A 2,613-nucleotide genomic window follows, 5' to 3' on the forward strand; every position below is an offset into this window, starting at 1 on the left:
AGCTGTCGCTGATCGAGGAGCTCGGGACCGTTGGCGCCACAGGTGACGCGGGCTACGTCTCGAAGATGACGCGCGACTCGTACCATCTCGGAAACCGTAAGCGTGGCCGTCGGGGATAGCCGGACCGATGGTCGAGCTGCCCCGGTGGTCGAGCTTGTCGAGACCTCCGCGGTGGTTAGCCGATGCCGAGCGAGTTCGCCGGTGGTTGAGCCGACCGCGAGGCGCCAGCCAAGCCGTCGTGTCGAAACCAGCCACCCATACCCGAAAGGCCTACCCACCGATGCAACTCAGTCCCGCGCAAGCTGACCGCGCCTCCGCGGTCCTTCTCGGCACCGCCATCGGCGACGCGCTCGGTGTTCCCTACGAGTTCCAACCCCGACTCGGCCCGGAAGAAGTTCCAGTCATGAAGGGCGGCGGTCTCGGCAACTACGACCCCGGCGAATGGAGCGACGACACCTCCATGGCGATGGCGATCGCCGAAGCTGTTGCCGATGGGCATGATTTGACGTCGGAGGAGGCCCTCGACGCTGTCGCTCAGGGATTCGTGCGCTGGTACACCGATTTCGACGGCAACCCGCCTGACATCGGCAACCAGACGCGAGCGGTACTCAGCGCGACGCTTCGTCGACTGCGGGAGTCGCCAGTTGCGTCGGTGGGCTCGTTGATGCGGGAGGAATCGCACGCCTTCGCCGCCGATCACCCGCGTTCGGCCGGTAATGGCGCCCTGATGCGGACTGGACCGGTAGCGCTGGCTCACCTCGACGACCGCGAGACGCTCGCCGAGGCCGCCCGTGCCGTTGCCTCGCTCACCCATGCTGACGAACTCGCAGGAGACTCGTGCGTTCTGTGGAGCGAAGCAATCCGGGTAGCGATCATCGAGGGACGCGTCGACATTCAGGCTGGCTTTGACCTGATATCCGACGAGCGTCGATCCCAGTGGCGGTCCTGGCTCGCTGACGCCACGACCCAGAGTCCGGCGCGCTTCACTCCCAACGGCTTCACGGTCACAGCGTTGCAGGCAGCCGCCTCATCCATCCTGCACACGCCAGCCGACGACGGCCCGACGCATGTCAGGGAGAGTCTCTACACCGCGATCCGGATCGGGGATGACACCGACACGGTCGCGGCCATCACCGGCGGACTGCTGGGCGCGCGCTGGGGGCGGGACGGGTTCGCTGAGGAATGGGTCGGTGCTGTGCACGGGTGGCCTTTCGTGGTTGAAGGCCACCAACTCGATCCGGTCACAGTAAGCCACCTCTAAACCCCGCTGAGAAACGAACACCTCGCTGGCGGCTGCGGGTTCGAGATCCCCTTCCTGCCTTTTAGCCGACCGCGTTTATACGATAAGGAACGACGTGAATCAGAAACTGCAGCTCGATATACCCATTGATCGCCTCTGTTCATTAATCCGAAAACTCCCCGATGAGCAGGAAATTACCGATGAATATGAGTCCCAAAGTAGCGGTCGTGCGTGGTATCGCACGCAGAAGGAGCACATCCTAGGATGGCTATCTGAGTACAACGGGCCAGGTGCGTACGGGCGTCGGAATCCGTCAGACAGTTCAAGAGCGTTCTACAATCACTTTCGGTGCGTCGCGGGGTTGCTTTGGCTGGCAGAAGCTCTAGGCGAAGACGTAGCGGTTCTCCGCGATGCGGTTGCGGCGAGCGACTCCGCTGGCCCGAATCTTGGGTCTCAGTGCGCAGCATTTCGTCGTGTGGTGCCTTGGTCCAGAATCGTTGAGCTGACCGAGCACCATACGAGTACCCATCACGCCCGAGCGCCGTGGACGCGGTGGATTCGTTCGTTGACTACGGCCCATAGTCGCAGCTACGCCTCGGTCGATGTACGCCAATCCGATGCTCTCGATAGTGCGTGAACCACATTCGGTGGAACCCACGATCTGCACCGCGGGTGCTCCCTACTTGTACCTCACTGTGCGCACGCACACTGGCACATGGGCTGCTGCACGATCGAGACCTCAACTCCGGTACTTGAGCAATGAGCGGTGCCAACCAATGTGCATCGACGGAGCGTCGAGGAGCCCAACTACCTCCCGACACCAGCCACGAGGGCGGGCCTACCTAGTCACCGACCTCGAGCTCGCGCCTGATGATATCCATCAGCTTCGAGGCCATGGGTACGTCAAGTTCGATAACTTGACTGGGCTTCGGCCCTGATTTGCGTGAGTCCGAGCCATACGTCGTGATCTTGAGGATTGGCCCACGCTTAGGGTCGTCGACAACAACGTAGGTTCCGTCTACTTCAGACTGAGGCGGTCTCCCTGCGCCCTTCCCAGCTTCCAGCGAGCGAATAAGTGCCAACTGCGTCCTCCCTACATAGTGATCGAAATCCTGTGACCAGCTCACCGCGCAATCGACAATGTCGGTGGGCCGCGCCAGCTCTTACGAGTAGCGACGCATAGTTGTTTACCTCACCTACCCGTGGTCGCGCGGCCCAGATCACGTCGTACCATCACAACACAGTTGATCGATGCAACGGAGCGAGTGAGTTGAGCCAAAGTACAGACGCCCCCGGTCGAACGCCTAGCGCACAAGAAAGTCACTTCACCGCTTCACCCGGCTCCATCGTCTTCGTGCGCGACGAAGAGTGGC

General features: G+C 61.9%; 1 protein-coding gene. It reads left to right on the forward strand.

Going from position 1 to position 2,613, the window contains the following annotated elements:
- Positions 1-280: 280 nt before the first annotated feature.
- Complete coding sequence (locus GOOTI_RS01905) at positions 281-1,261, forward strand: ADP-ribosylglycohydrolase family protein (protein WP_007236859.1); 981 nt, start codon at positions 281-283, stop codon at positions 1,259-1,261.
- Positions 1,262-2,613: the final 1,352 nt, after the last annotated feature.

The organism is Gordonia otitidis NBRC 100426 (genome assembly GCF_000248075.1).
GTDB classification, from domain to species: Bacteria; Actinomycetota; Actinomycetes; order Mycobacteriales; family Mycobacteriaceae; genus Gordonia; species Gordonia otitidis.

Coding starts and splice junctions, on each gene's coding strand:
- GOOTI_RS01905 (WP_007236859.1), top strand. CDS start 281: ATGCAACTCAGTCCCGCGCAAGCTGACCGCGCCTCCGCGGTCCTTCTC.